At 46.8% G+C, this 24,205-nt stretch carries 23 protein-coding genes; 3 read left to right on the top strand and 20 right to left on the bottom strand.

Annotated elements, in window-relative coordinates; translation table 11 throughout:
• Positions 1-31: 31 nt before the first annotated feature.
• The 12 genes from CLV82_RS10325 to CLV82_RS10380 form a co-directional block, all read right to left on the bottom strand.
• Positions 32-298 carry a hypothetical protein gene (locus CLV82_RS10325; RefSeq protein WP_133644220.1) on the bottom strand — a complete coding sequence of 89 codons (267 nt, stop codon included), beginning with the start codon at positions 296-298 and terminating at the stop codon, positions 32-34.
• Positions 295-1,311 (bottom strand): M4 family metallopeptidase, encoded by a 1,017-nt coding sequence (locus CLV82_RS10330; RefSeq protein WP_133644221.1) that lies wholly within the window; start codon positions 1,309-1,311, stop codon positions 295-297. Before CLV82_RS10330 ends, CLV82_RS10325 begins: the two co-directional genes overlap by 4 nt.
• A gap of 88 nt (positions 1,312-1,399) precedes the next feature.
• The gene (locus tag CLV82_RS10335) at positions 1,400-1,999 is read right to left on the bottom strand and encodes a nucleotidyltransferase family protein (protein WP_133644222.1); all 600 of its coding nucleotides are present in this window, start codon (positions 1,997-1,999) and stop codon (positions 1,400-1,402) included.
• Positions 1,996-3,006 (bottom strand): XdhC family protein, encoded by a 1,011-nt coding sequence (locus CLV82_RS10340; protein ID WP_133644223.1) that lies wholly within the window; start codon positions 3,004-3,006, stop codon positions 1,996-1,998. The genes CLV82_RS10335 and CLV82_RS10340 overlap by 4 nt, the downstream gene beginning before the upstream one ends.
• The gene (locus tag CLV82_RS10345) at positions 3,007-4,218 is read right to left on the bottom strand and encodes a molybdopterin molybdotransferase MoeA (RefSeq protein WP_243744189.1); all 1,212 of its coding nucleotides are present in this window, start codon (positions 4,216-4,218) and stop codon (positions 3,007-3,009) included.
• Positions 4,219-4,252: 34 nt separating this feature from the next.
• Complete coding sequence (locus tag CLV82_RS10350) at positions 4,253-5,329, bottom strand: HesA/MoeB/ThiF family protein (protein WP_133644224.1); 1,077 nt, start codon at positions 5,327-5,329, stop codon at positions 4,253-4,255.
• Entirely contained in the window at positions 5,326-5,934 is a 609-nt protein-coding gene (locus CLV82_RS10355) for an NTP transferase domain-containing protein (RefSeq protein ID WP_133644225.1), read from the bottom strand. The genes CLV82_RS10350 and CLV82_RS10355 overlap by 4 nt, the downstream gene beginning before the upstream one ends.
• A 10-nt stretch (positions 5,935-5,944) precedes the next feature.
• Entirely contained in the window at positions 5,945-6,928 is a 984-nt protein-coding gene (moaA, locus tag CLV82_RS10360; protein WP_133644226.1) for a GTP 3',8-cyclase MoaA, read from the bottom strand.
• Between the two features lie 62 nt (positions 6,929-6,990).
• Positions 6,991-7,236 (bottom strand): MoaD/ThiS family protein, encoded by a 246-nt coding sequence (locus CLV82_RS10365; protein ID WP_133644227.1) that lies wholly within the window; start codon positions 7,234-7,236, stop codon positions 6,991-6,993.
• 1 nt (position 7,237) lies between these two features.
• Positions 7,238-9,409 (bottom strand): xanthine dehydrogenase family protein molybdopterin-binding subunit, encoded by a 2,172-nt coding sequence (locus tag CLV82_RS10370; protein WP_133644228.1) that lies wholly within the window; start codon positions 9,407-9,409, stop codon positions 7,238-7,240.
• A 69-nt stretch (positions 9,410-9,478) separates the two neighbouring features.
• Positions 9,479-9,940, bottom strand: a complete 462-nt coding sequence (locus CLV82_RS10375) for a (2Fe-2S)-binding protein (protein WP_133644229.1) — start codon at positions 9,938-9,940, stop codon at positions 9,479-9,481.
• Positions 9,941-10,034: 94 nt separating this feature from the next.
• Positions 10,035-10,964 (bottom strand): polysaccharide deacetylase family protein, encoded by a 930-nt coding sequence (locus CLV82_RS10380; protein WP_133644230.1) that lies wholly within the window; start codon positions 10,962-10,964, stop codon positions 10,035-10,037.
• 131 nt (positions 10,965-11,095) lie between these two features.
• Between CLV82_RS10380 and CLV82_RS10385 the strand changes: the two genes are divergently transcribed.
• Positions 11,096-12,184, top strand: a complete 1,089-nt coding sequence (locus CLV82_RS10385) for a vWA domain-containing protein (protein ID WP_133644231.1) — start codon at positions 11,096-11,098, stop codon at positions 12,182-12,184.
• A 228-nt stretch (positions 12,185-12,412) separates the two neighbouring features.
• Here the strand turns inward: CLV82_RS10385 and CLV82_RS10390 are convergent, their stop codons facing one another.
• From CLV82_RS10390 to CLV82_RS10400, 3 genes are all read right to left on the bottom strand, one after another.
• A complete protein-coding gene (locus CLV82_RS10390) occupies positions 12,413-13,888 on the bottom strand; it encodes a M14 family zinc carboxypeptidase (protein WP_133644232.1) in 1,476 nt (491 codons plus the stop codon).
• 129 nt (positions 13,889-14,017) lie between these two features.
• Positions 14,018-14,452, bottom strand: a complete 435-nt coding sequence (locus CLV82_RS10395; RefSeq protein WP_243744190.1) for a 3D domain-containing protein — start codon at positions 14,450-14,452, stop codon at positions 14,018-14,020.
• Entirely contained in the window at positions 14,452-15,933 is a 1,482-nt protein-coding gene (locus tag CLV82_RS10400) for an FG-GAP repeat domain-containing protein (RefSeq protein ID WP_133644233.1), read from the bottom strand. Before CLV82_RS10400 ends, CLV82_RS10395 begins: the two co-directional genes overlap by 1 nt.
• A gap of 183 nt (positions 15,934-16,116) precedes the next feature.
• Between CLV82_RS10400 and CLV82_RS10405 the strand changes: the two genes are divergently transcribed.
• Both CLV82_RS10405 and CLV82_RS10410 read left to right on the top strand, forming a co-directional pair.
• The gene (locus CLV82_RS10405) at positions 16,117-17,448 is read left to right on the top strand and encodes a serine hydrolase domain-containing protein (RefSeq protein WP_133644234.1); all 1,332 of its coding nucleotides are present in this window, start codon (positions 16,117-16,119) and stop codon (positions 17,446-17,448) included.
• A 245-nt stretch (positions 17,449-17,693) separates the two neighbouring features.
• Complete coding sequence (locus CLV82_RS10410) at positions 17,694-18,848, top strand: ATP-grasp domain-containing protein (protein WP_133644235.1); 1,155 nt, start codon at positions 17,694-17,696, stop codon at positions 18,846-18,848.
• A 14-nt stretch (positions 18,849-18,862) separates the two neighbouring features.
• Here CLV82_RS10410 and CLV82_RS10415 read toward each other — a convergent pair whose 3' ends face one another.
• The 5 genes from CLV82_RS10415 to CLV82_RS10435 form a co-directional block, all read right to left on the bottom strand.
• Complete coding sequence (locus tag CLV82_RS10415; RefSeq protein ID WP_208107977.1) at positions 18,863-19,705, bottom strand: 1,4-dihydroxy-2-naphthoyl-CoA synthase; 843 nt, start codon at positions 19,703-19,705, stop codon at positions 18,863-18,865.
• A 48-nt stretch (positions 19,706-19,753) separates the two neighbouring features.
• Complete coding sequence (locus CLV82_RS10420; RefSeq protein ID WP_133644236.1) at positions 19,754-20,998, bottom strand: glycosyltransferase; 1,245 nt, start codon at positions 20,996-20,998, stop codon at positions 19,754-19,756.
• A 50-nt stretch (positions 20,999-21,048) separates the two neighbouring features.
• The gene (locus tag CLV82_RS10425; RefSeq protein ID WP_133644237.1) at positions 21,049-22,614 is read right to left on the bottom strand and encodes a DEAD/DEAH box helicase; all 1,566 of its coding nucleotides are present in this window, start codon (positions 22,612-22,614) and stop codon (positions 21,049-21,051) included.
• 62 nt (positions 22,615-22,676) lie between these two features.
• Positions 22,677-23,606 carry a 2-hydroxyacid dehydrogenase gene (locus CLV82_RS10430; protein ID WP_133644238.1) on the bottom strand — a complete coding sequence of 310 codons (930 nt, stop codon included), beginning with the start codon at positions 23,604-23,606 and terminating at the stop codon, positions 22,677-22,679.
• A gap of 22 nt (positions 23,607-23,628) precedes the next feature.
• Positions 23,629-24,159, bottom strand: coding sequence for a DUF6155 family protein (locus CLV82_RS10435; RefSeq protein WP_133644239.1), 531 nt, complete (start codon positions 24,157-24,159; stop codon positions 23,629-23,631).
• Positions 24,160-24,205: the final 46 nt, after the last annotated feature.

Genomic DNA, 24,205 nt, shown 5'->3' on the forward strand with positions numbered 1-24,205 from the left:
CGGTCCACATGGCAGGATGATGGAGGAAATCTTATTGCTTCGCTTTGATCTCGTCGAGGAATTTGCGGAGTGTAGGGGGATGGTTTTGTTCATCGAATACGGCTTCGATGGTATCTTCACCACTCTCCAGGATCCAACGGTACTGTTCACCATCGTTCAGTGGTGGTTTGGTAGGCAGGTGGGATTCCTTTAGTGCGGAAACCAGGGATTCTAATTCCTCTTTTTCAAGGGAAACATCGCCTTCGTAGGTTCTCCTGATCCCGGTAAAGCCCCCGTCGATTATTACTTTATATTTCATACTAACTGGGTTTCAAGTCCGACCGATCTGAAACTCTGGCTTACCGCTGCGGGTGCACTGTCCGAAACCCTCCCTTCCGAAGCTAATTTCTGAGTGACATCAGAAATAATATCAACCATATCCTGGAAATTACTGGTACGCCATAATTTTTTTAAGGTATGATACCAGATCAGTGATGCCTGCTCTATCCCGATCTCCTGGCAGCAAAGGTAAAAAGCGCGGTTAGGGATCCCGGAATTGATGTGGACACCGTAGCGATCATCCGGGCCGTTGTAGTACTTATCCATGTGCGCCGGTTGCCTGTCAAAATCGTTCGCACTGCCGGGTTCTTTAAGGGAGCGGATCGCAGTGCCAGGAAAAGCTGGCGTCACTATGCTGTCACCTATGAGCCAGTCCGCTTCTTCGATACTCTGGTTAAAGTATTTCTGTTTTACAATGGTAGCGAATACATCCGAAAAGTGTTCATTCAGCGCTCCGGGTTGACCTTCATATTCCAGGTTGGCCAGGAACTGGGTTACCCCGTGGGTAAGTTCATGCGCGACTACGTCTATGGCACTGGCAAAATTTTTAAACTCTATTCCATCCCCATCGCCGTAAGTCATTTCATCACCATCCCAGTAAGCATTATTGTAGGCTTTCCCGTAATGCACATTAGAGATCACCGGCATCCCCATATTATTGATGGAATTAAGACCAAAGGTATTTTCAAAATAGTCGCGCACAAAGCCTGAGGTCTCAAAGGCCTGGTTAACCACCGTGTCCCCGGAAGGTTCCCCGTCTTCGGTCCTGGAAAGCTCCACTCTTTGTTTGTACTGACCCTGGGAATCGTACACAAACCGTTCTCCATCTTTTTCTGCTTCTGTTCGCAAAAGCAGGTAATTCAGGGCTTCATTTCTTTCAGAAAGAATCCTCTTAGTGTCATTCAAGGCTTTTTTACAGGATATATTACCTTGTTTTGCCAGCGCTTCAAGGATATGCGGAGGGATGATAAAACAGGTTTTTGCGGTACACATAAAGTAGTTTTCTTCCTACAATTTCGAATCTTTTGATCAATCGGACAAATGTTTTTTTCATCCCATGATCTGCAGTGAGTATCAGGGGCTAACCTTGTTCTTTCCTTAAGCGCTCGTAATCCTCAAGCGTATCTATATCTGCAATATATTCACGACCATCAATGGTTTCAATATCCTTTAATGTATTGGAAAGTAATGGCTGTGCACCCCGAGGCCCGTCCAGAACCCTGATTTCATCGAAAAGCTTTCTATCGAATAATGCAGGAACCCCGGTCTTTTCTCTGTATTGTGTAGCAGCAACGGCTACCCCCTTCATTTCCCAAAGCGATATCAATTTATCCAGGTGATCAGCATTAACCCTGGGCTGGTCTCCCAGTACGATCAGGATACCTTTAAGACCAGGTTGAACACCAAGTACGCTATTGACTCCGAAGGCTATAGAGTTTCCCAACCCCTTTCGCCAATTTGGGTTTATAAAGATGTCTGCGGACGGGGCTGTACAGTTTCCTTTAATTTTTTCCGCGTAAGCACCGAGTACAATATAGGTCTGCCCCGCCCTGGAGGCCCGGCAGCGTTGATAAACATGCTCTAGCATGGTATTTCCTTTCCAGGCAAGTAATTGTTTTACAGGCTCCATGCGAGTAGAAGCACCGGCGGCCATGATCAATATGGCTATATCCTTATTCAATGGTGTATGCTACCTTTCTTATCCTTAAGCGGGATAGGTTGCTGCTGCCTGACAACGGCCAGGATCTCAGCCAGTATGGATACCGCTATCTCCTGCGGAGTTTCGGCACCGATATTCAGTCCTGCCGGCCCCCTTAAATGGTCCATGAAATGATCAGCAACATCCGGTTCATGTTCTATCAGGGCGCCCAGCAATTTTTCTCTTCGTGAAGAAGGCCCTAATAGCCCGAAATAAGCAGTTTGGCAGTTGCGCAGAGCTATCAAGTACTGCAGATCTTTCACAAAACTATGGGTCATCAGTACCACGGCAGTCCTGGAATCGACCGCAGAAACATCGAGTTCTTCCGGGATAGCCGGAATTAATTGTTCCGTTCCGGGGAAATCAGATATAGATTTCTCTTCCATAGGATTAACAACCACGAAAACTTCCCAACCCGTTGAGGCTGCGAAGCGTGATAATTCCACTGCATCATGTTCCCCACCGATGATCAGTAAACGGAAACAGGGAGGTAATTCCTGGCTGAAACGGTGGCCGCCGGGAACAACTTTATATCCCTTCCTCAGGGGTAATTGCTGATCCCCGAAATCTACCACGGTGCCGGAGGTCGTGGATATTCCTTCCCCGGATTCATAAGAACAATCAATCTTTAATGGTTTTCTCTGTTGCAGATGTTGCCGGAATTTCCGGATAAATGCTTCCCCGGGGTCAAATGGTTCTAACAGGATATACAGAATCCCCTCACAACCCAGGCGATACCTTCCATCATAGGTCATCATCAGGGGTACAGCAGACTTAAAAAGCTGTTGTGCTTGTCTCCAGATCTCTTTCTCTACACATCCCCCGCTGACAGCACCCGTCATGGTACCATCTTCACTGAGTAACATCCGCACTCCAGGTCTTCGGTAAGAAGATCCTTCTAGATTAACTACCGTGGCCAGAACGGTTTTCTTCCCGGTTTTCCTGGCCTTTTCATATTCAAGGACGATCTGTTTTAACTCGTGTAACATCTAATTTAAGATTCTCGTGGGTATAAAGCGTACAGCTGTCCCCGGTTTATATCCTTCCTCCCTGGGTTCAAGACAAATAAATCCATCGGTGCGTGCAAGGCCTGTCAGATCCCCGGAACCATTACCATGGACTACCCTGGCCTTCAGGCAACCCTGGTCCCAATAAGTCTTCACCTGGATAAACCTGGTGAGATCACCTTTCATTTCCACTGCTTCTTCCAATACGACCCACAAATCTTCTGTCCTTACGCCCATAGAGCGCTTTAACCAACTTTTGAAGTATAAGTGATAATTGACAAAGGTTGATACAGGGTTCCCGGGAAAAGAAAATACCCGTGTATTTGATTCTTTCCTGGTTCCGAACCAGAAAGGTTTTCCCGGTTGCTGTAAAACCCGGTGAAAGATCTTTTCCACACCCAGGTCTTTCATAATCCCGGGTATAAAATCATATTTACCTTTGGAGACCCCGCCACTCAGCAACAAGACATCCATTTCTTCAATGGCGTATTGCAGTTTCTGACGGATCATATCTATATCGTCATATACATGTAGTAAGAGAGGAGTGATACATTCATTCTTTAATGCAGCATAGAGGGTATGCGCATTAGATTTCCTGATCTGGTGCGGCAAAGGAGTCTCCCCTACCTCTACAAGTTCGTTCCCTGTCGAGATTATGGCCACTTTTGGAAGTTTCCTGACTCGCACAAGTTCACATCCTACCGAAGCGAGTATGCCTATCTCGGCAGGGGTAATAAGGCTGTTCTCAGTGATCAGGATATCCCCTTTTTTCAGGTCGCTACCCCTGCGGTGAATATTCTGCCCTTTGACCGGTGTTGATCTTAAGGTCGCTACCTGGTGTTCTATCTCAACTTCTTCATACATCACCACGGTATCTGTATCCATAGGGACCACGGCACCTGTCATGATCTCCACGCAGTGATCCGATTCCCTGAGCGCCGTAAGAGGCTCCCCCGCCGGAACCACGGACTCTATTTCAAAATCTTTCCGGCCGCCCTGGAAGGCTTCATAACGGATTGCGATGCCGTCTTTGGTAGCCCGGTTAAAAGGTGGGAAATCCCTGTCGGCATAGATATTTTCGGCGAGGATGCGTCCACAGGCATCTTTAAGTAAAACCCGTTCCTCGCCATAATAATATGCCTGCTCCAGTACTGCTTGCAATGCTTCTTTATAGGATATCATTGTTTCTGTCATTACGTCTGCAACTTTATGGAAACTTATTATGTTATTAACTCTTTGTCGCTACCCGTAAATCGTTCATACCTCCAGCGATCACGATCAGTCGGTCGGGTCCTACTCGCCGTTTCAGGATATGCCAGGCTTTTATAGACCGAATTCCTGAAGCACAGAGCAAGTAAATGATTTTATCAGTTTGTAAGGCCTCCGGGGAACGCTCTAAACTATTGAGTGGGATATTTACTGCGCCGGGCAAATGGTCTGCCCTGTATTCTTCCTCAGTCCGAACGTCGATCAATTGAATACCTTCGGGATTCCCGGCCATCTGCATATATTCTTCGATGCGCAAGGTTCGCATGCCTGTTTCGCAGCTGTCATTGCCATAGTCTTTTGCCAGGCAAGTGATCTGCCTGTTCTCTGGTCTTGCCGGGAAGCTGATTTGCTGCATTCGCTGTGAAAGACCATCATAAAGCAATAATTTACCCGAGAGTACTTCCCCGATCCCGGTGATGACCTTGACAGTTTCCAGCGCCTGCATGTTTCCTATAATACCAGGTATGACCCCTAAGACCCCGTTTTGGTCACAATTTGCAATTTCACCGTTTCCGGGCATACTGGGAAAAAGGCAGCGGTAGGTGGGGCCATTCTCGAAATTAAAAACACTCAGCTGGCCTTCAAAAGCGTGTAAAGCCCCATATACCAAAGGCTTTTTGAGAAGAACACAGGCGTCATTGATCAGGTAGCGTGCCGGGAAATTGTCTGTAGCATCAATAATTACATCATAATCTCTGAGTATTTGCAGTGCATTGTCCCGGTCCAGGAAAGTGTGATACGCTCTGAGTTCAGTTCCCGAATTCTGTTTCTCCAGGAACCTGACCGCAGCTTCCAGTTTAGAAGATCCACAATCCTCTTCAGTATACAATACCTGCCTTTGAAGGTTATGTAGTTCTACGGTATCGCTTTCCACCAACCCCAATGTTCCGACCCCCATAGCATTGAGATATTGGGCTGCGGGAATTCCCAGGCCCCCCATCCCTACGATAAGCACCCTGGCCTTAGACAGTTTCTCCTGTGCTTCGGGGCCAAATTGCTCAAGCGAGGTTTGCCTGGTGTAGCGGTTGGTATTCACGACATTTTAATTTTCTCATTTACTTCTCTAAGATCCTCCTGGGAATTTGCATTGGTAAGCCATTCATCTTTTTGCGCTTTTACCAGGGCTGTTTCCGAGTTGATGAGAAATTTCCTCGGGCAGCTACTCTTTGCATGCCGGAGGTAAGCGATGGATGCTTTCAATGCAGCAGGCTCCCAGATGGCAGCCAGGGGCTCGGGCAATTCAGAGCCTGAGCTTGTAAATGCAGTAGCCACCTGGTCTGGTTTCCTGGAATCGATCAAAGCGCGAATTCCTTCCTCGTCCATCAGGGGCAGGTCACAGGCCAGGACCAGCCATGCCGCTTCCGGAAATTGGATGTGCGCACTGAGCAGGCCATTATAAGGCCCACGATATTGGTTCTTATCGGTAATGGTATTAAACCGGCTGCCTAAGGATTGAAGTTGCTCAGACCTGATACTCATAAATGTTCTTTCACAACGATCAGATAGGAGTTTATAGAGGAATTCCCGCTGGGGTATACCGTGATATGAGATCAGTCCTTTATCCTGTCCCATCCTGCTGCTCTGGCCACCGCATAGTACTAAGCCGTACAAGGGTGGTTTTATATGTGTTCCGGTTGTCATATTTTAAATCTTATCCCCCTATGGAGGTCATCGAGTTCTCAAAAACGGTATCAAAATTCTCCTGGGCCTCAAAACCTGTTTTTGCCCTGTTTCCAATGGCCTGTCTTACCGCCCTGCTAACAGCCTCTGTACTGTCTTCTCCCCGGATCAGGTCCCTGATATTGGCTTTAGGTTTGCCGTAGAGACAGGTGATCACATCGCCCTTCGCCGTAATCCTCAACCGGTTACAACTGCCACAAAAAGTACGGCTGAAAGACGGTATAATTCCGAAGGTTCCTTTATGGCCTGCAATCTTATAATTGACCGAGGTAGAGGTGGCCGGGGACTGCAATTTTTCATAGTCGGGGTAAGCCGCAAGGATAGTCTCCAATATTTTTCGGTGGTCCCATCGGATATGATCAAAACTCTTGCTACCCCCGTTGAAAGGCATCTCTTCCAGGAATCGTACAGATACGGGAAATTCTTTGGCTAATTGCAGCATCGGGATGATCTCGTCTGTATTTTGTCCATCCAGGACAATACAATTCACACGTACATTAAAACCTTCCCTGATCAACTGGTGAAGGTTATGAAATACAAGATCATACTGATCCCGCCTGGTGATACGCTTAAAATTTTCCCGGTCGATAGCATCCAGGCTGACATTGACATTGGTAACCCCCAGTTCCTTCAATTCCTCAATATGAGGGCCTATAAGGGTGGCATTGGTGGTAATTGAAATATCCTTTAATCCCTCAAGCCCTGCCAGGAATCGCAGCAGTTGCATCAGGTCTTTACGGACAAAGGGTTCTCCCCCGGTGATTCTTATTTTGTCTATTCCCTCCGCCACCATCAGTTCGCTTACCTTGCAAAGTTCCTCCGTGGTCAGCAGCTGCTCCTTTTTTGCAAAACGGATACCTTCTGAAGGCATACAGTAATTACAACGCAGGTTACAGCGATCCGTGACGGCAAGTCGCAGGTAATTAATGGTTCTGTTATGATTGTCTATAAGCATACCAACTGCTAAAGGAATGAATAATTGGATAATTGTCTTCGGGAAATCACTATTCCCCGGGGTCAACCCCCACTCACGGGTGGGATTAATGCAATTTCATCAAAATTATCGAGTTTAATGTCATCTTCCGCATAGGAATTATTGACCGCCACCATAAGCGAAGAAAGATTTCTTAAAGCCGGGTAAGAATCTTCCATGTAAGAACGAAGGTCGCCCACGGTCAACATGTCACGAACTTTGTCAGCAGGCATTTCCAGGGCCCCGGTACCTACGATATCCCTGGTAATCCCAAATAATAATACAGTCATATTATCCTATAATTTCCTTTTCCGGTACGATTAGTAATTCCGGGTATTTTGTAAAAGGTTGCTTGTACAAGCGCTTGCCTGTTGCAGCTTTCAGGGCGTTGGCTACTGCCCCTCCTGCCGGGGGTAAAGTTGGTTCACCCAGGCCTGTAGGGGAATGATCATTTTCCATAAGATGTACTTCCACTTCCGGAGCCTCGTTGATACGGATCAGTCGGTATGCATCAAAATTCCCCGACTGGGGTACGCCGTTCTCAAATGCAAAATCCCCGTACATGGCATGGCCTACGCCATCGATCACCCCGCCTTCGATCTGGTTGAGTGCGCCCAGGGGGTTAACCACTATTCCGCAATCAACCACGCAGATGATCTTTTTGACCACAGGCATACCATCTTCTATTTCAACATTAGCTACTTCGGCCACGTGGCTGTTGTGGCAGTAGTAATTCACGAAACCCTGGTATACACCATCGGGCTGTTTTCCCCAACCTGATTTTTCTACAGCGGTCTTAATGACCTCTTCCATACGCTCCGGGGAATATTGTATCCGTTCATCGGTGGTTCCTTTCACTTTCTGTAACAGGTCTAACCTCAGTTGTACCTTATCTACTTCCATCATTTCCGCGAGTTCATCAAAGAAACTCTGTTCGGCAAAGGCCAGGAAGTTGGTATACGGAGCCCTCCAGGCCCCGGTAGTGATATTACTGTCATGCTTGGCTACATCTACCTGGTAATTCTCGATGGCACCGGCAGGGAAAAAGTTTGGGATCAACCCATACATATTACTATTGACTGCTGCTTCCTTGAGATGGTAACCGGTAACTTCCCCGTTCTTGACCGCAGCTTTGATCCTGTATTTAATGGCAGGCCTGTAAATACCCGCGGCCATATCGTCCTCCCGTGAAAAGACCACTTTTACGGGTTTCCCCGCTTTGCTTGAGATTTCAGCTGCTTCCATGGCAAAATCACCATAAAGCCTTCTCCCGAAACCACCTCCCATCCGGGTCATTTCCAGGTGGATTTCCTCCGGGCTCCGATCTAATTTTTCAGCGATCTCCTGGGCGGTGCGCTCCGGGGTCTGTATTGGCCCGACTAAGTGGATCTTATCACTGGTCACATCGGCATAGAAATTCATGGGCTCCAGGCAATTATGGGGCAGGAAAGGGGATTCGTATGTGCGTTCCAGAACTTTATCTGCACTGGCAAAGGCTTTCTTAATATCGCCGTCTGCTCTGAGCGTCTGGAAATCTTTTCCATCGAGTAAACCGGTCAGAATTCGATCGTGGTCTGATGTACTTTCTAAAGTACCGTCATCTTTCCAGCTGGCTTTCAATGCTTTTTTCCCTTTCATAGCTGTCCAGGTATCCTTGGCAAGGACGGCAATTTTGTCCCCAAAACGTATCACGTCTATAACCCCGGGTATTTCTTTTGCACCGGCATCGTCATAAGAGTCCAGTTTTTGGCCGAATGCCGGTGGTCGCATGACGGATGCGATGACCATTCCTTCCTTTTTATAATCCAACCCGAACAGAGGTTGCCCGGTGACGATCTTATCGAGGTCCACATTCCAGGTGTCTTTCCCGATGATCTTATATTCTGATCTTTTCTTAAGTTTTACTTTTTCGGGGATCTCCATACCCGCCGCATCTTTTACCACATCTCCGTATGTAAGGGTTTCCCCGGATGCATTTTTAATTACCCCCTCGCTCGTGGTGCATTCAGAGGGTTCTACCCCCCACCTGGATGCAGCAGCATTGATAAGCATTTGCCGGGCAGTGGCCCCCGTCTGCCGGAGTGGATCCCAGCCAAATCGGATGGATTGACTACCACCTGCCACCTGTCTTGTATAATTCTTTGTATCCAGGACACCCTGTTCCACCAACACCTTATCCCAGGCCACATCCAGTTCTTCTGCGATGAGCATAGGCATGGAAGTCTTAACCCCCTGCCCTATTTCCGGGTTGGGAGAAAAAATAGTGACCGCACCATTGTCCGCGATCTTGATAAAGGCATTAAAATCATTGTAATTCAGTGATGCCAGGTCCACGGGAGGTGAAGCCTCCGGCTTACAGGCAGTAAACAGATTAAAACCGATAAGGATTCCCCCGCCTGCCAGTGAACTGGTACGCATAAAATCGCGACGGCTGAAGGTCATATTGGGTTTGGAAGTTGACATGTCGTTGGTTTTGTATGATATTGTTGTTCTTATTCCGGGCCTCTAACCCGGACTTTAATGATAACAGCCTCATCCCATCCTGGAAGCGGCCTTTTCAACTGCCTTGTAGATACGGCTGTATGATGCGCAGCGACAGAGATTTCCCTGCATGGCCGATTTGATCTCAGCGGAATCGGGGTTGGGATTTTTATCTAAGAAAGCCGCTGCCGTCATGATCTGCCCGGCCTGGCAATATCCGCACTGCGGCACATCTACCTCTTTCCAGGCCTGCTGAACCGGGTGGGAGCCATCTTCAGAAAGCCCTTCTATGGTAGTGATCTCTTTCCCCGAGACCTGGGCCGCGGTGAGAACACAACTGCGAACTGCCTGTCCGTCCAGGTGAACGGTACAAGCCCCGCATTGGGCAATTCCGCATCCATATTTTGCACCTACAAGGTCCAGGTGATCCCGGAGTATCCATAACAGGGGCGTATCTTCGCTTACGTCCACGGAACGGACGCTCCCGTTCACTTTAATTTGATAAGTTGGCATAGAAGGATTGTTAGTTATGAAATTGGTTGTCTTTACAAGTTATCAAAATTTAGCGCCGGAAGTACTGTTTTAACAATATGTTAAATGTTAAAAACTACTCCGCCCGGCTGATCTTATCTCGTAACTCGCGGTATGTGACCAGGATAATATCTTCTGCTTCCAGCAATTGCCGGAAAGCATCACTGGTGAAGTAATCAAAATCGGCCTGCCTCCAGCTTGCTCCCCAATCCGGGTGGTCTACAGTGATTGCCTGCATTTCATCATTATCATAAGCCAGGTGGATCTGCAGGGAATGCAGACCCGGCGGTAGATTTTTCATTAAACTATCGTAGTATTTCTCCGGACCTTTCCGGTAATCCTCCGGCACCACCGTATGGATACCATCCATCAGGACGGTATTTTCATCAAACAGGGCATTAATTTCCGGATGGTCGTACTCCAAGACCCTCCTGGGCAGTAACAGTGGTAAACCGAATTCCTTACCCACACGCATATAAGCGGCAATGAATTCGGGTGTGCTGAGGGCCGCTCGCATATGAGCATCCAGGTGTGTTACATCTATACCGGCTTCGTAGGCTTTTTTAACCTGGTTCCTTAATTCCAGTTCCACTTCTCCCGGTTTAGCCTTCTGTACCGTGCTGTCTACCGTGGCATAGAAATAGCCCTGCTTATTCAGCAGGGAGGCAACAGCATCCCGGGAACTGACCGGGCCCCATTTATAGTGCTTCCATTCGCTGTTAAGCGTAAGATGTAAACCGAGATCAGCTTGTTTATTGCTACGGGCGTAAGCGGCTATTTCCGGGAACCAGGGACAGGGAACCATAATACTGGCGGAATTGACCGGGCTGTTTTCGAGGCCTATGATACTGGCCTGGTTCTCTGAATGAGCCATCCCCAGGTCATCAGCGTGTATAATGAGTAGCCTTGCGTTATCCGGGTAACCCAATCGTGAGGCAATACTTGGTTGCTGGGCGTAAATGGCACCGGCGGCAAAGAGGAGGATTGGCAGACATATCAGTCTCATGATCACAAGTTTTTAATAGTACAAGGAAGCTACGAAAATAAATTCTACTTCTACCGGATAAGAATTTACAAGGCTTTATACTTTTGTGGCCAATCATGCGTTAAGGACGCAGAACAATAAACCTAATGTCTATGAAATTAATACGCTCCTTTTTTACAATTCTCAGCCTTGCTGCCCTGGTGGTATCCTGTGGAAATGCTGATAACGATGTCGATTTCAACTTTAACCAGGGTGAACTGGGACAGGGAAAGCCTGTTGACGACTGCCTGGGCTTGGGAGAAAACGATCTTATCCTCTCTATACAGGACCAGTTTACAACACTTCCCGGAAAAGTTTCCATCTTTTTCAAAGTATCTGACAGTAATGGCAACCCTGTATCCGGGTTACAGGCCAACCAGTTCACCATTTACGAGCAAGGGCGAAATGATGATTGTTTTAACACCATTTCCACCTCAGAATCGCAGGCACGTATTTCTCCGAATTCGCAAATATTCCGGAATAATACCCTGCTGGTACTTGATCTCAGTAACAGTGTTCTCAGCAGTAGTCTTGAAGAACTTAAATCAGCATCCATTAGTTTCGTGAATAACGTGATGCCGGCCCAGGAAACTGATTCCTACAAGATGGCGATCTACTGGTTTGACGGGGAAGATAAATTACATCTTCTGAACCCACTCAGCCGTTCTAAAACAGAACTTATCGCTTCTATAGACGGGATCACTAAGGATATCAGCACTGACCCATCCACCGATCTGTACGGGGCAGTGATTAAATCGACTAATATTGCTGAAAACCTGCTGAAAGAAAGCAGCAATGACGATGTTATCGCCGCTGCTTCTGTAGTGGTATTTACGGATGGTACAGACCAGGCGTCAAGATATACCGAACAAGCAGCCATTGATAAAGTGGAGAATGCCGATCGTAATATTTCTTTCTTCTCTATAGGCCTTGGGGCGGAGATCGATGCAGACATTCTTTCCCAGATCGGGAAGACATTCAGTGTTTTCGCCGGGAATAAAGAAGAATTAGAGACTACTTTCAACGATATTTCTTTCCGTGTTTCGGAACAGGCCAGCAGTTTTTACTTGTTCGAATACTGCAGTCCGAAAAGAGATGGTAGTGGCGAGAATAACCTGGCTATACAGGTGAAAGACGGGAACCGCCAGGGTGCTGTACAGACAAAGTTCAGCGCTAAGGGTTTTACCGGCGGATGCGAGTAAGAACTTATATCACTACAATGTTAAAAGACCCTTTCGAGGGTCTTTTTTTTGTTCCGAGGTAGGGAAAAACCGGGGTGAGTTGTTTTCTAATAACACGGCAGTCATCCCATAACTGCCTTCCTATATATAACCCCGGGAGACCTGTAAATTGTTTTATCTTCGGGGGAAAAGAGATAAACTATAATATTACAGGTCTTCGCAATGCGCCCCCAGGGGCGCATTGTTTTTTTACCGTAATATCAGGGCATTTTTGAACCTGAAATCCTTTTGCTGCCCTTGTAAAGGGATCAGGAAACCATTAACGACAGCATACTCGTTTATACCATTCTTCTGTAATAAGAAATTCGGGTTACTGTCCACGGTGAGTCGGAATTCTGGTATTTTATAATTAGTACTCAACACGTTGATAGGGTATTGAACGAACTTATTGGATTTTGCCAGATCGGCAACGCGGACGTAGAGGTAACCATCTTTTAATACCTGCAGCAGATCCAGCCCCTTTATCGCTTCCAGGCTGTTCAATGTCTTGGGATAAATTTTACCGGGTACGGCAGTATAACCACTCGCATCTAATACCTGGTACCCGTAAAAGGTAGAAAGGTCTCCCTGGTCTGCAATAGTACTCCTGTTCCAGAAATCAGAATGGGCGGAATTATCGATTTCTGTTCGTTGGATCCCCAGGTCAAGGGTATATTCATTACCCAGTAAATTATAAGAGAGTCCTTCCAGCTTAAGATCAAAAAGCTTGCGATCATTTTCCGGGATATTCTCGTAAGCTTCGATCGGGATATCTTTATACTGCCCGGTGGCTATCGTGTAGATCGCGGAAAGAATAGAAACGTAGTTCAGTTTCCGGATCTCCTGTTTTTCCGTATCCCCCGGGAATCCTCCTGATTCTATCAGGATGGTACTTGTCCCCCACTTCTGGATATTGTCACCGAACGCCCTGGGTTCAAAATCATCGTTGTAGCGACCCACCTGGCCAGGGGCATATTTCTGGATGATATCGTTCATGAACACGATCACTCTCATTGCATCGGCCCTTACCTGGTTAATATCCTTTTCATAGTTAAAGGCCGGTGCCAGGTATGAGATGGTAGCCGGCTTAGGAGTTCTTTCCGCATTGTAATAAATACTCTGGTCATGGAGGTTGAATCCAAAATCTGCCTCAAGACTGTCCCTGACCCTTTTAAGGGTCCGGCCTTCCGGGGACTGTAGTCTTAGTGCATCCCGGTTGATATCTATCCCCAGGGTATTCCGGCGTTGAAATACTTCTGCACCATCCGGGTTAAGCATCGGCAGAAAATGGATCCTCAGTTCGTCAAGCATCGCCTTCTTTTCTCCTGAAAAGTCCTTACTGTCAAAGAAATTCAGGATATCAAAAATTGCCTGGGTTGCTGTCGGTTCGTCCCCGTGCATCTGGGACCAAAGAAAGACATCGGTAGACCCGTTTCCAAGACTGATCAGGTGCAGAGGGCGCCCTTCAATAGAAGTTCCCACTTTGGTTATCTCGTATCCTTCTTTACCCCTGTACTGATCTATCAGCGGCTGTATATCCTGGTGTTTGATACGCCTTTTCCTTATACTGCTTTCCTGGTAATTACCATAGGTGGCATACAGGGTGTCCGTGATATTTATGGTTTGGGCTTCGGAGGCACAAGAGAAAAATAATAGCGCCTGGAGCGCGAGCAGTCTTTTCAACATTTGCTGGTTTTTTTAGATACTGGCTAAAATACTATTTTATGACCCCGGCTAAAAAAAATGCAGGTGATCTTTTTTATGTCAGGTTGGTAAATATTCGTACTGGTAAATGTCCGGATTATAGCTATCAGGTCAGCCAGTTGTTTTCGGGTTTAGCGTATCTGCTTTTACAGGGTAACTGATCTTCACCTTCTGCACTCCCCATTTACGTGCTCTTTTAATGTCTTTTCCCATATAGATATCGATCTTGTTGCGCCAGCGGTGATGCATCTTATCTTTTACCAGGAAGACTCCATCCAGTCCTTCTATAAATACCGGGGTATTATGGTCCAGTCCTTTCCGGAGCAGGTCGCGGGAAACGGCAATGGCACGCATCGTGGGTTTTAGGGTATCCCCCCAGGCCGCTATGTCCCCGTCCTCGTCAGTTTGCCATTCTACCGAGTTATAGGCAGATGCTTTCACTTCCAGGGTCTGCCAGTTGTATTCAGGCGGAGTTTCCTGCCGGGCACAACTTGCTCCAAGCAGCAGAAATAAGAATGTCGGAATTCTCTTCATGGTTATAGGCATCAGTCCACGGTAAGATTTTCCAGCAGCAGCAGGTCTATACCGTACATATCCCACGCTTTCATCTGTTCTTCGGGTATTGGGGTGAATGCGTAGGTAAAGCTACTTAGGATCAGGTCTGTATCCCCGTCTTCATCCACATCACCGGTATCCATCAGGAACCATCGACCCATATCAGAAACAGCCTGCCCCGTGGCTTTGAAAGTGAAACTTTTACTGTCCTGGTTTTCAAGATAAATAAAAGTTTCCAGTGATTCTTTTTCGTAATCAGGGAAAGTGGAGATCAGGGCAAAATCCATATCCCCGTCCAGGTCAAAATCGTCGGCACTTACCCTTGTGGCCCCGTGCATGGGGAAAAAGTAAGCTTCCTCAAAACGGTTCTGACCATCATTGATATGGATCCGCATCCCGTGGTATGGCTTATGGACATATGTTTTATCCGCGTTATCCCCATGCACCGAAACAATATCCATATCCCCATCGCCGTCGTAATCCATAAGTTCAAACCAGCTACTTCCGTAAAGAGGACTGTACCGGATAACTTTCTCCTGTAAAAATTCGCCGTTCTGCTGTTGATAGAGTATCGTTATGCTTTCATCTCCCTGGGTGGTCATGGCAACGATATCGGGGAGTCCGTCTGCATTCATATCCAGGACTGATGTTTTGATCACCCCCGGTTGATGTATTAATATCTTCTTTTCATAATTATGACCATTTCTTTTAAAAAGACTCAGGCTCCCCCCCAGGTTCCCGAATTCACTGACCAGGATCTCCTCTGACCCATCCTGGTCCAGGTCTGCAACGAGCGAATGAACGGGCCTGTGCAGGGGTTCGGTTATCGCTAACCTTTCCCCGGATTGTACATTGAACAAATTCCCCTGTGCAATCTCTGATGGATCAAGTTTTCCCACACTGGTCACCAATGGCAGGGAATCCGTACCCGAATAGTTCGTAATGCCTCTCCCGTAAGTACCCATATCGTGCCAGGTTGAATCTTTAAAATTAAAATGCCGTAAGCCGCCACTCAAATCACCGACCCAGAGCGAGGAATTCTGTTGCTTGTAGGTTAAGGCACTGATATAACTACCTGGCAGGCTGTCGCTTTGCAATACTTTTACCCGGAAACGCAGCTGTTCCGGATCTACATTCCTGTTCTCCAAACCCCTTAATTCCTGAGGGGCCATCTCCAGTATATAAGCTCTCAGTAAATCCCAATCTTCCCGGGCGATAAGGGGCTGACCCGGGTATATCCCCGTTTTCATGATCTCTTCCTGTTCCCGGTAGGTTAATCCCTCGTAGGGATTGTAACCCGCCTCTGCAATGCCCAGCCTTGCGGCCATATCAGGTAACACGCTCCCGGCCCAGAGATCCCGGGGAAGGTCTTCTATGGACGGCGGAAGGTGGCAACTGCCGCAATAAGACTGGTACAGGGCTACCTGTCTTTTCTTTTTTGCGGGATTACAGGAGAAGGCCAGGAATAGCATAATCCAGAGGAGATAACCATTTCTAAAGGAAATCAAAGAGACTGCAGAACGCAGCTTATTATTACAGAACAATGTACAGGACACTAAAGGCACGTTGATAAGAGGGGATACGGGTTCATAATTTTTACTTCCTTCAGCTGGAGCAAAAGTGTATATTGTAAATCGAAAGTTACAATAATTCTTATGAAACTGACCTTAAAGATTCTCGCAGCGGTGTTGCTGTTGCTTACAGTCCTCATCCTGTTCCAATTACCAAAACTGGATATCATTTCAGGATATGCTGCTAAATACATGGCATCCGGGGTGCATTTAACCGACCGTTCCCCCGGGGATATTACCAACAATGACTTCCAGGTTCCACTGATAAAATATGCAGACGCGGAAATAAAGGAGAGTTCGGAAAAAGCAAGGGGTGCGGTATTTGGGCTGGCCGACAGGTATGCGATTTGCAGGGATGGACAGGGATGTGTCCTGGTCCATGAGGATTTCGGGGAGCGGGAGAACTGGCTCGTTCCCAGGCGTGATCGGAGGCCTCACAGCCTGCCCTATCCTTTTGGCACCCTTACACCCAGGGATACAGTGTTCCCTGAGATCGATTATAAGATCGTTGAAAAAGCGGTGGAACATGCTTTCAGTAATAACGATAAACAACGGACCCGGACCCTGCTGATACTTTACAAGGACAGGATAATTGCAGAGCGCTATGCCGATGGAATTGACAAAAACACCCCGGTTCTCGGCTGGTCGATGACCAAAAGCATCTTATCCACTTTATACGGGATCATGCAGGAGAAAGGAGTCCTGAATATTGAAGACCAGGCCGATATTAAAGAATGGCAGGGAGATGATCGCAGCCAGATCACCCTGAAAAACCTGTTACAGATGCAGAGCGGCCTGGAATGGGAGGAAGATTACACCAAAATTTCGGATGTTACTAAAATGCTCTTTTTTGATGCGGACATGACCCAGGCCCAACGCGATAAGGAGCTGCAAGCCCCCCCGGGGACCAAATGGAATTATTCATCAGGTACTTCTAACCTCCTGTCAGGATTGCTCAGAAATTATTTTGATTCAGATCAGGAATACCTGGATTTCCCATATTCCGCCCTTATCGACAGAATCGGGATGCACAGTATGCTGATAGAGACCGATTGGGAAGGGAATTTTGTAGCATCTTCCTATGCCTGGGCTACTACACGCGACTGGGGAAAGTTCGGGCTGCTTTACCTCCATCGCGGTGAATGGAACGGGGAGAGGATATTTGACCCCTCCTGGATCGATTTTATAAGCACTCCCGTACCTGATTCAGAAGGCCAGTATGGCGGGCATTTCTGGCTGAACAGGGGCAAGACCTATCCCAATGCCCCGGCAGATCTCTACTCCGCAAATGGTTACCAGGGACAACATGTATTTATAATTCCTTCCCACGACATGGTAATTGTTCGTACAGGCCTGGCCGAAACGCCGGAATTCGATGCTGATGGTTTCTTCAATGTGTTGTTTAAGGCCTTTTAATCCAAAACAGATATCAGTCATTTCTTATTTCACCACAACTTTTCCTCAGTTGACAACAATTAATTTGAGACTGGCAGGTGTGTTCGTATGTTTACCATGTAATAAAAAACGGAGTTAATTTTTTCATTTTCATATAGTGTTCTCGTAAAAGAGTCCTGGACGTAAGAACAGGGCTCTTTTTGATTTCTGAAAGAAGTTAATTACCTTTTTATTATCAAAAGTATCCCCTAACCCAATCCCATATCATGGCTGACGAACTGCGCTCCATTTCCGTTCTCATCCCAGATGGTGAAAGTTTTTACCTGCGGACAGTTCTGCATTGCCTTTCGCGGATCAAAGGCGTCCGGATTTTCGTTTTATCATCTGCCCGTTACACTCCCATGCGTTTTTCGCGCTATGTTCACCGGTATGAACATCATGATTTTAAAGAGGATACTTCGGCATGGATAGAACTGATCAACAGGAAGATGAAAGAGCACCGCATCGATGTGCTGATGCCCATTTTTGAGGTGGGTATCCGGAAGCTTGTAGAGCACAGGCAAAAATTGTTGTACCCCGAGAAAACACTGCTCCCCTCCTCCCTGGCCGATTTTGATACAGCCAATGACAAAGGCAAACTAGCCGAGCGCTTATACCAGGAGCAGATCCCGGGACCTCGATCCTTTTTGATGGAGGAAAAAGATTTTTCTTTACTGGACAAACAGGAAATAAAATTCCCGGTCCTGGCCAAACCACCCCTGGTCTCAGGAGGTGGAGAAGGCATTTTGCCGGTGAAAGACCCGGATGAACTCAAAGAAAAAATTTCCGATAGCACCATTAAATTACCCGTACTGATACAAGAGCAACTGCAGGGTCATGACCTTGGCTGTAACGTGATCTGTAAAGACGGGAAAATTCTTGCATTTACTATACAGAAAGGTTTTTTATACAACCCCAAACCTTTTTCACCACAGATAGGGTTGACCATGGTACAGGAAGATTCGGTGATAGATTCCGTGAGCTGGCTTATGAAATCATTGAACTGGACCGGGGTTGCCAACGTAGACCTTTTTTATGATAACAACAGCCGGGAATACAAGATCCTGGAGATCAACCCAAGGTACTGGAATACACTATTGGGATCATTGGTCGCAGGGGTTAATTTCCCGCTGATCTATTGCCAGGCAGTGCTTGGAACGCAACTTTCTGCCGTCAGCTATGAAAAAAAGGATTTTATAAACCTGAAAGGCATTGTGGCAAGTATCAGTAAGGATTACCGTATTGTATTCAGACCGTCATACTTATGGAATCATTCTCCTTTACCTTATATAGTTAAAGACCCCTTACCGGTAGCTTACCAGTTTATATGGCGTACCAAAAATATTCTGGTTAGAAAATTCAAACAGAAAAAAGCAGCCTGATCGACTCCGTAGTATCAGGGAATCCAGTTATCTTTTCCAAAGTTCGGTTTGCGTTTTTCCAAAAAGGCATCCCGGCCTTCTTTGGCCTCATCCGTCATATAAGCAAGACGTGTGGCCTCCCCGGCAAATACCTGTTGCCCCACCATCCCGTCATCCGTCAGGTTCATGGCAAACTTCAGCATTTTAATAGAGGTGGGGGATTTTTCCAGGATTTCCCTAGCCCATTGGTAAGCGGTATCCTCTAGTTCAGCATGGGGAATTACGGCATTTACCATCCCCATTTCCCAGGCTTCCTTTGCACTGTAATTGCGTCCCAGGAAAAAGATCTCCCTGGCCTTTTTCTGGCCGACCATTTTAGCCAGGTAAGCAGATCCGTACCCTCCGTCAAAACTGGTTACATCTGCATCTGTCTGTTTAAATATAGCATGTTCTTCACTGGCAAGGGTGAGGTCACAAACCACGTGCAAGCTGTGCCCGCCCCCAACGGCCCAACCGGGAACAACAGCAATGACAACCTTGGGCATAAAGCGGATAAGTCGCTGTACCTCCAGGATATTCAGACGGTGGTAACCATCGGTTCCTACGTAGCCTTTATGGCCCCTGGCTTTCTGGTCCCCTCCACTACAGAAGGAATACACGCCGTCTTTGGGTGAAGGACCCTCTGCTGATAGCAACACCACACCTATACTCGTGTCTTCCTGGGCATCGTAAAAAGCATCATATAATTCCATCGTCGTCTGCGGGCGGAATGCATTCCTTACTTCTGGCCGGTTAAAGGCAATCCGGGCTACACCCTCACATTTTTTATAGGTAATATCCTGGTATTCCTTAACGGTTGTCCAGTTTGCTTTCATCATTGTGATCATTTTAATGAGGGTTAAAGATATGATACTTTTAGAACAAACTTACTCCTGTTCCCTTTCCTGGTTTTTGTTCTTCGCCTCTATCCATTTGCTCATATACATGGTGGCACCCATGCTCTGGTGTCTCAATATATTCCCGAACAGGTTTTTAGCGCGCTGTTGCTCCATGGATCGACGGTTTGTCTCCACGGCATCCAGAAGACGCTGGCAAAGCAGCTCCTGATCGTAAATTTCGTGTAGCAGGGTATTCCCAGCATCCACGCTTTTACTCCAGAGAGCTTCATCGGTATACAGTTTTACGGCAGCATTAATAAAATCTGATGGATCATCAGTAATGATCCCATTCCACGGTAATCCGTTATGCATCCCTTCTGCTCCTACCCGGGTAGTGACGCTGGGAGTGCTTTCCTGCATGGACAACAACAATTTTCCCTTTATTCCTGCACCGTATTGTAATGGCGCCAGCTGTACCCTGGCTTCTCCCATGGCGGCGGCTGCATCTTCTACCCAGCCCTCCACATTAAATCCCTGGGCAGGGCGGTGCAGTTGAAGTAATGCTTCAGGTAAATAAGCCCCGTAAATTCGCAGCGTTGCGTTGGGGAGCGATTTTTTCAGCCCGGGCCATATTTTTTGATACAGGTAATGTACCGCATCTACATTCGGGCGGTGTTTACCATTTCCAATACAGATAAAATCCTTCCTCGAATCAAAATCCTTCAAGTTCTTATCCCCTGTAATTTCTGTCATAAAGGGAATCAGCAGTAAGAGCGAAGGATCAATTTTTGCCTCCTTAAGCAACAGTGAGTATTCAAAGGAGGAAATGATCAAGGTGAGATCTGAACGCCAGATGCTTGCCAGTTCTCGCATGGTAAGATCTTGTTGCAACCACCTTTCCTTTGAAAAAGGTTTTTTTTCACGGTAAGCTTCTTCCCGGGCAAAACGCAATGAATGCAGGTCTTCGGTATCCAGGATCCGCAAAGCGTCTGGGGTGATATTCTGTACCCGCCAGCCAAATTGCTCTTCGGTATAAAAACGGTCAAAGAGTACTATATCAGGTTGCAGTTCTGCGAGGAAATGATCAAAGGAGGGATCATTCAGGTGTATGGTCCTGGTCTGAACTCCCTCCGCTTCGAGGTCTGTGGTATATGAAGTCCGGGAGGCTGTGGTGGCAAAGATCTGCCGGTAACCTGCCTTCTTAAAACATCTGATCAACTGCATCATCCTGCCTCCTGCTGCCGTGGTAGCCGGTTCCGGCCAGTTATACCCGATGATCAGAAGATTTTTCATAAGGAAAATTTGGGGTTGGATAACGCAGTCTTATTCCGGGAACAGTACGCCTACATCCTCGCCGCGAATTTCTGTGATATGCTCAACCGGAGTTTACGTTCGTAATCTTCCTCCAGCCATTCTTTATAACTCTTGGTGTTGTTCATAATGCAGTACGAGTACTGTCTTACCCGGTAAGAGATCTCTTCCTTCAGTTCTTTGGCCAGTAAGCGGGCATCAAATACATCACTGCTGTTCTCCACACAAATCTGTGCATGCTGTTCAATAGACCGTTCCAGAACAGTTTTGGATTTTAATCCCTGAGCGAAGACTTTTTTATACTCTTCCTTGACATCGAACTCGATCGATTCTGATTTCGAGAATTTTTCCCTGAGTTCTTTGGGCATCTCGTATACAAATTCACGTTCTATGTCTTCGTCATTCTTGATGTTCTCAAGGAAGAAATCAGGGAAATGGAAGATCTCCTGCCAGTCGATCGGGGCATCCCAGCGTCCGAACCGGGCGATATTGTTCCCCAGGTCAACTACGGTGAATTCTTTTTTATTTGGCAGCACCCGTGATCCCCGGCCTATCATCTGGAAATAAAGGGTAAGACTCCGTGTCGCACGGTTCAGGATAATGGTCTCTACCGTTGGTTCATCAAAACCGGTGGTAAGAATACTAACCGATGTCAGGATTGCATCCGGAGTTTTCGCAAACCACTCCAGTATATCTTTACGTTCAGAGGCAGTATTCTTATTGTCCAGGTGCCTGATATTGTATCCGGCCTTTTTAAAGATCTCGTAAACGTAGCGGGAAGTACTGATCCCATTATTAAAGATAAGCGTCTTGGTGCCCTTGGCAATCTCTTCATAGGCTCCCAACAGTTTTCCCAGCATGTTCTGGTTCCCGTAGAGCTCGTCTGATGATTTGACGGTATAGTCCCCGCTAACTCCCAATTTCAGGGATTTAAGACTGACATCGTAATTATACATGTTGGCCCGGGCAAGAAAATTCTTTTTGATCAGGGATTCGATGGATTCCCCAACGATCAGTTTCTTGTAATTGTCCTTCATCGGGAGTTTGATGTTGGAACTAAGGGGAGTTGCCGTGACTCCTAAAATGATCGATTTCTCAAAATATTTAAAGAGCTTCCGGAACGAATTATAATGAGCCTCATCTATGATCACCATTCCCACGTTGTTCAAAGAGATCATCCCATCCTGAAGACGATTATTCAGGGTCTCTACCATAGCGACATAGCACATATGGTCATCGTCTGCTCCCAATTCTTTGACCTCGCTGTTGATCACCTTATTTTTCACTGAAAAGCCCCTGAGCATTCTCGAGGTTTGGGAGCTTAATTCTATTCTATGGGTCAGTACAACGACTTTCTTGCCGGTTTTCTGTATAAATCTCCTTGCGATCTCTGAAAATACCACGGTTTTACCTCCTCCCGTCGGCAGCTGGTACAACAGGTTAACGTTATCCGGCGCCTCCTCCAGGTAATCAAAAATGGCATTCAGATCGTCTGCCTGGTAATCGTAAAGTGTTTTTTCTATGTTTCGGGTCTGCAGGTTCAAATCGAGATTTGGATTAAGGTTTGAGGTCAGATGCCCTGATAAATACGGCAACATCAATTTTGCAAAACTAGCAGTTTTTTAAGCTTAAAAGAAATTCTAAGGGTGAAAATGGTCCTTTAATATCCCCGGCTTAAGGAAACTTCAAAGCGCAGGGCCTGGCCTGCTTTAAGTCTGCGGTAATTCTCGAGTAGTAGAGAGGCCACAGAATCAACATCGGTGACGCTGGCCACATGAGGAGTAATCAAAATGTTCTCATTATCCCAGAAAGCGTGGTTGACCGGCAAGGGTTCCCGTTCAAAGACATCCAGGGAAGCCCCGGAAATCTGGCCGTTATCTATGGCCTGTAACAGGTCCTCTTCCTGCAGGTGCCCTCCCCTAGCCACATTGATCAGGTAGGTGCCCTGAGGAAGAGCATAAAATAGTTCTGTATTGAGGATGCCCTGGGTCTCGGGTGTTAAGGGGAGCAAACAGACTAAAACGGAGACCCCGCCGAGAAATTCCTGAAAACCTCCCGGTCCTTCATAGGTCGTAATCCCCGGCAGATCTTTTTTGGTCCTGGACCAGCCGCTTACAGCGAATCCTAAGTCTTTGAGATCGTGGGCTACTGTTGCTCCCAAGGCTCCAAGCCCCATTATTCCCACCTTGGTCTCTTTAATCCTTCGGTAAGGTAAGGGTTGCCACCATCTCCTCCGATGATCCCCGTGATAGGTGTTCAGATTCTTGATATGTCCTAATACCAGGGACAACACAAATTCGGACATATCTTCTGCCAATAACGGATCCACAACCCTGCAAACGGCGACCTGCGGTGGCAAATCGGGATCATCGAGTATAAAATCAACTCCCGCGCCCATAGAGTTTACCAACTGCAGCCGGGGATAATTTTTCAGACTGCCCACCGGATGTTTCCAGACCAGGGCCATGATCACTTCTTCTTTCGGAAATTCATTCCCGTGTACGTAGATATTTATACCTGGAGCCGCTTTGTGTAAACTTTCTCTCCATTCTTCTGATTTTCCATCCTGCCGGATGATCACTATTGCCATATCGGTCTCAGGTTCTTTAATCTTAATTAGTCAGCCCGGTTTCTTCTTCGAGCAGGTCATAAACCCTGGTAAATTCACTTTCAAAAGGCCATGCCCGCTGCTGAACGGTTTCCAGGATTTTTTTAAGCCGTGTTTCAAATTCACCTTTCAGGTGATGGTAAGTAATAAACTGCACGGCTTCAGAATAGGATTTCCACATACTTTTATAGAATGCGTCAGCCAAGGGTCTTTTCTCCTCGTAAACCTGGGCGATCTCCAGGTTAAAGAGCATAACCTCGGCTACCCATTGAGGGTCCATCTCTAACTTCCTGAACTCTTTAATGTACTTATGGGCCACAGAGCGTCTCGCCCTAGCCCTTTTCCTGCGGGTGGGGAAATACTCATAAGATATCTTTGTCTTGGCTTGTTGTACCAATGCCTCCTCTTTGGGATTAAATATAAAATCGTAATATTTTTTGACTTCCGGATATCGCTCGTATAAAGCGATGAGTTGCAGCTCCAATTCCTCTTTAGGCAACTCGGTCACGTACTTTTTCAATGCGCGTTTACTCATGCCTCGAAGATAATGATATCAGGGCTATAATCTGATGAGGCTACTT

The sequence above is a fragment of the Zeaxanthinibacter enoshimensis genome, assembly GCF_004362865.1.
GTDB classification, from domain to species: Bacteria; Bacteroidota; Bacteroidia; order Flavobacteriales; family Flavobacteriaceae; genus Zeaxanthinibacter; species Zeaxanthinibacter enoshimensis.

Excerpts from the sequence above, each read along its gene's own strand:
- CLV82_RS10325 (WP_133644220.1), bottom strand. The coding sequence starts at position 298 with ATGAAATATAAAGTAATAATCGACGGGGGCTTTACCGGGATCAGGAGA.
- CLV82_RS10330 (WP_133644221.1), bottom strand. The coding sequence starts at position 1,311 with ATGTGTACCGCAAAAACCTGTTTTATCATCCCTCCGCATATCCTTGAA.
- CLV82_RS10340 (WP_133644223.1), bottom strand. The coding sequence starts at position 3,006 with ATGTTACACGAGTTAAAACAGATCGTCCTTGAATATGAAAAGGCCAGG.
- CLV82_RS10345 (WP_243744189.1), bottom strand. The coding sequence starts at position 4,218 with ATGACAGAAACAATGATATCCTATAAAGAAGCATTGCAAGCAGTACTG.
- CLV82_RS10355 (WP_133644225.1), bottom strand. The coding sequence starts at position 5,934 with ATGACAACCGGAACACATATAAAACCACCCTTGTACGGCTTAGTACTA.
- moaA (WP_133644226.1), bottom strand. The coding sequence starts at position 6,928 with ATGCTTATAGACAATCATAACAGAACCATTAATTACCTGCGACTTGCC.
- CLV82_RS10365 (WP_133644227.1), bottom strand. The coding sequence starts at position 7,236 with ATGACTGTATTATTATTTGGGATTACCAGGGATATCGTAGGTACCGGG.
- CLV82_RS10370 (WP_133644228.1), bottom strand. The coding sequence starts at position 9,409 with ATGTCAACTTCCAAACCCAATATGACCTTCAGCCGTCGCGATTTTATG.
- CLV82_RS10375 (WP_133644229.1), bottom strand. The coding sequence starts at position 9,940 with ATGCCAACTTATCAAATTAAAGTGAACGGGAGCGTCCGTTCCGTGGAC.
- CLV82_RS10380 (WP_133644230.1), bottom strand. The coding sequence starts at position 10,964 with ATGAGACTGATATGTCTGCCAATCCTCCTCTTTGCCGCCGGTGCCATT.
- CLV82_RS10385 (WP_133644231.1), top strand. The coding sequence starts at position 11,096 with ATGAAATTAATACGCTCCTTTTTTACAATTCTCAGCCTTGCTGCCCTG.
- CLV82_RS10390 (WP_133644232.1), bottom strand. The coding sequence starts at position 13,888 with ATGTTGAAAAGACTGCTCGCGCTCCAGGCGCTATTATTTTTCTCTTGT.
- CLV82_RS10395 (WP_243744190.1), bottom strand. The coding sequence starts at position 14,452 with ATGCCTATAACCATGAAGAGAATTCCGACATTCTTATTTCTGCTGCTT.
- CLV82_RS10400 (WP_133644233.1), bottom strand. The coding sequence starts at position 15,933 with ATGCTATTCCTGGCCTTCTCCTGTAATCCCGCAAAAAAGAAAAGACAG.
- CLV82_RS10405 (WP_133644234.1), top strand. The coding sequence starts at position 16,117 with ATGAAACTGACCTTAAAGATTCTCGCAGCGGTGTTGCTGTTGCTTACA.
- CLV82_RS10410 (WP_133644235.1), top strand. The coding sequence starts at position 17,694 with ATGGCTGACGAACTGCGCTCCATTTCCGTTCTCATCCCAGATGGTGAA.
- CLV82_RS10415 (WP_208107977.1), bottom strand. The coding sequence starts at position 19,705 with ATGATGAAAGCAAACTGGACAACCGTTAAGGAATACCAGGATATTACC.
- CLV82_RS10420 (WP_133644236.1), bottom strand. The coding sequence starts at position 20,998 with ATGAAAAATCTTCTGATCATCGGGTATAACTGGCCGGAACCGGCTACC.
- CLV82_RS10425 (WP_133644237.1), bottom strand. The coding sequence starts at position 22,614 with ATGTTGCCGTATTTATCAGGGCATCTGACCTCAAACCTTAATCCAAAT.
- CLV82_RS10430 (WP_133644238.1), bottom strand. The coding sequence starts at position 23,606 with ATGGCAATAGTGATCATCCGGCAGGATGGAAAATCAGAAGAATGGAGA.
- CLV82_RS10435 (WP_133644239.1), bottom strand. The coding sequence starts at position 24,159 with ATGAGTAAACGCGCATTGAAAAAGTACGTGACCGAGTTGCCTAAAGAG.